We start from the raw sequence: 3,311 nt of genomic DNA, 5'->3' as shown, positions 1-3,311 counted from the left end.
CAACGCGTTCCACCTGACGTTCGGGCGCTACACGAGCAGGCTCGGCGGGCGCTTCATACCCGCCAAGAAGAGAATTCAAACCACGGCCGAGACCGGCCTTCTTATTTTTAGCCACGCTGGCTCACCTCTCTTGCAAGGGCGCAGTACGCCTCCGCGCCTTTACCAGTCGGGTCGTATTCATTAATCGGTTGGCCGAAACTCGGCGCTTCAGAGATTTTAACCGTACGAGGAATCACCGTATCGAAAACCGTGCGACCGAAGAAATTACGCACCTCGGCGGCAACCTGCTTCGAAAGCGTGGTACGTCCGTCGTACATCGTGAGCAGCACGCCGTAGATTTCCAAGCCGGGATTCAGAAGGCTCTTCACGCGCTTCATTGAATCGAGCAGCTTCGTCACGCCCTCCAACGCATAAAACTCGCATTGGATAGGAATGAGCAGCTTATCGGCAGCAACAAGTGCATTCACCGTAAGCAGGCCGAGCGAGGGCGGGCAATCGATGAAAATGTAATCGTATTTGCCGCGCACATGGCCAATCGCTTCCTTCAGGCGCCCCTCGCGAGCCATTTCGGAAACGAGCTCGACTTCGGCACCTGCAAGATTGATAGTTGCGGGAGCAACATCAAGGCCTTCGCACACATCAGGAATGATGATATCGGTAAGTTGGGTGTCGCTGATGAGCACATCGTAGATACATTCATTCAAAAGGTTCTTTTCGATGCCCAAGCCGCTCGAGGTATTGCCCTGCGGATCAAGGTCGATAAGCAGCACCTGTTTTCCCATTGCGCCCAATGCCGCACCGAGGTTAATGGTCGTCGTCGATTTACCGACGCCACCCTTCTGATTAAGAATCGCAATAACCTTCGTGGTGCCCACGACGTGCCTCACAGGTTTCTTTTCAGCATATGAACGGAGCGGAGTCGCGGTATATACCGCCTCAGAAGGAGCGGGTTCATTCGCGTATGCGTCAGCCTGAAGATCTTCCTGGGTGGAAGAAACAACGGATGTTTCACGTGAAACATTTGGATCGCGCTCGATAACCGGAGCGTTCTCAGGGTTGTAGCCGATCTGTTCGCTTTCGGCGGCATTGCCTTCCTGATCCTTAGGCTTTCGACTCTGGTTCTTCAAACCATCAAACAGTCCCACGCGTCCTCCTTCATTGATACTGCGTGTATATGTGAGGCTTATAGCCAATGTAGAACGAAGATGAAGGATGTTTCACGTGAAACATCGAAACCGACGCTAAAAAACGCGAGGCTCAAGGCATTGCGAATTTCACAGGCGAGCCGTCAAGCGCTTTTCCGTCGCTAAGTTGTTCCATTATATATTCAGTAAGGGAATTAGCCGCAGCAATCCACAGCCGTGCCAAAAATTCCTGGTTCGCCAATTTTTGGCACATCGACGGTTTTGACGCAGGAAGAACCGAACACGAAATCGACGCTTCTTAGAGCACCCCAGAGACGCGGATATTCAACCGCACTAACTGTGTTTCTCGTAAGCGGTCTTGGGAAGAGGGGGGCGGGCTTGTTATCGGCGTTTCTTGCTCTTCTGACCGCTCTTCTGAGCGAAGTCGGCAGGCGTAAGGGGGTTGCGCTGCGCCATGCCGACGCGGCGAGGAAGCGCGATACGCGGGTTTGCCGCTTTCTGGAACACGAAAATACGGCGCGTGGAACCATCGCTTAGCTCATGGCTGTCATCGCATACGAGTTCGAAGCCAAGCGGTTTCATAATGCCGAAGGCGATTTCAAGTTCCTCTTTAGTCGGTTGCGCCTTGTAGCACACCAAACGACCGCCCTTACGCAAAAGGGGCGAGGCCAGCTCGAGCAGTGACCCGAGCGAGCTCAAAGCGCGGGCCGTGAGCACCGAAAACTCCCTCGGACGCTCAAGGGCGAGGTCTTCAATACGGCCGCCATATGTAGAAAGGCGATCGCCAACGCCGAGCTCTTCGGCAACAGGCTCCAGAGCGCGAACCTTCTTCTTAACCGAATCAACGAGCAGAGTTTCGCGGCCTGTAAGCACGCACAGAGGAATGCCGGGGAAACCGCCGCCGGTACCCAAGTCGCCATAGAGGCCAACCGGCGCATCATTCACGTACGGCAAGCCGAGCACGCTGTCTTCCAGATGCAGCACCATACCGTCTTCCTCGGAGAGAATGCGCGTGAGGTTCATGGTCTTGTTGATTTCCATAATGGCATGTAGGTCGTCGAACAGGATTTGCTCCTGCTGTTCGGTGATGTCAATGCCGTGGCGCGTGGCCAGAATATCGCGAAGCGTGCCCATGAAAACCTCTCTCGTTGCGCGGTGCGCGTGTTCATTGCCTGCAATTGTACCGTGTTGGCCAAAGCACGCCATAAAGAAAGGCCCTTCTTCAGAAGAAGGGCCTTAAAAGCATGCATATGAGTTTGTTCCCTAGCAGGGGATGATCACCACGTGACGGGCGGCACCCTCGCCTTCAGAAGCGGTTTCAACGCCAGGTTCGTTGCGCAGAGCAAGATGAACCAGGCGGCGCTCGTAGGGCGTCATGGGGCGCAGCTTCACGCTGCGATGCTGCGACTTCGCGCGTCGAGCGGCGGAGTATGCCACCGACTCGATTTTCTGACGTTGGCGGTTCTTATAACCCTCGACGTCGACGATAACCGGGTAACGGAAGCCCATGGTGCGCGTTGTGATGGCGGAAATGATAAACTGCAGCGCGTCGAGCGTTTTGCCATGGCGGCCAATAAGGATAGCCAGGTTGTCGCCCGTGATATCCAAAATAAGCTCGCCCTCGTCGCCCTCGTACTCGTCGATGGTGACCTCACCCACATCGAAGTGCTCGAGAATGCCCTTTAACGCAGCAATGGCGGTGTCGGCGATTTCATCGAGCTCCTCTTCGCTCACATCATGCTCTTCGCTGTGCGGCTCATCGCCTTTGAGCTGGTCTTCAGTGGTATCTTCGACCGCTTCCTCGTTAACCTGATCGTCCATGATTTCATCGGACATGGTTCAATCCTTTCTGTATATGCAAGCGCGCCAGATGTGGCGCGCAGCATGGTCGGATCGATATTAGTGCTTTTTGGCCGGACGCTTCTTCTTGGCTTTGCGCTCGACGTCAACTTTGACGGGCTCGACTTCAATGCGAGCAGCCTCGGCCTGAGCCTCAACCCTCTTCAGGTGACGCATGGTGAGCTGCTGCTGCAGAATGCCGATAACAGAAGACGCACCCCAGAACAGCAGAACGCCAGCGGGCGTGCCTGGCTTCTGGTTGTAGTAGCGGGCACGATACTGGAATTCGCCTACGTGATCAATCAGCATTGGCACACCGTAAACATC

General features: G+C 55.0%; 3 protein-coding genes and 1 pseudogene. All 4 read right to left on the bottom strand.

All coding sequences use genetic code 11. From position 1 onward, the window contains the following. Nucleotides 1-107: 107 nt before the first annotated feature. Nucleotides 108-1,145: a ParA family protein gene (locus tag ACWI8T_RS09060; RefSeq protein WP_329934723.1), complete on the bottom strand. Its 1,038-nt coding sequence runs from the start codon at nucleotides 1,143-1,145 to the stop codon at nucleotides 108-110. 381 nt (nucleotides 1,146-1,526) lie between these two features. Beyond that, entirely contained in the window at nucleotides 1,527-2,279 is a 753-nt protein-coding gene (locus ACWI8T_RS09055) for a 16S rRNA (guanine(527)-N(7))-methyltransferase RsmG (protein WP_449138700.1), read from the bottom strand. Between the two features lie 129 nt (nucleotides 2,280-2,408). Then, the gene (locus tag ACWI8T_RS09050; protein ID WP_114615635.1) at nucleotides 2,409-2,981 is read right to left on the bottom strand and encodes a Jag family protein; all 573 of its coding nucleotides are present in this window, start codon (nucleotides 2,979-2,981) and stop codon (nucleotides 2,409-2,411) included. 63 nt (nucleotides 2,982-3,044) lie between these two features. Then, nucleotides 3,045-3,311 (bottom strand): annotated as a pseudogene (locus tag ACWI8T_RS09045) (hypothetical protein); the annotation flags it as partial.

The sequence above is a fragment of the Slackia sp. genome (genome assembly GCF_977041755.1).
This window is presented reverse-complemented; position numbering and strand designations above follow the sequence as displayed.

Bases quoted from the DNA above. Each gene is read 5' to 3' on its own strand.
- ACWI8T_RS09055 (WP_449138700.1), bottom strand. From the start codon at position 2,279: ATGGGCACGCTTCGCGATATTCTGGCCACGCGCCACGGCATTGACATC.
- ACWI8T_RS09050 (WP_114615635.1), bottom strand. From the start codon at position 2,981: ATGTCCGATGAAATCATGGACGATCAGGTTAACGAGGAAGCGGTCGAA.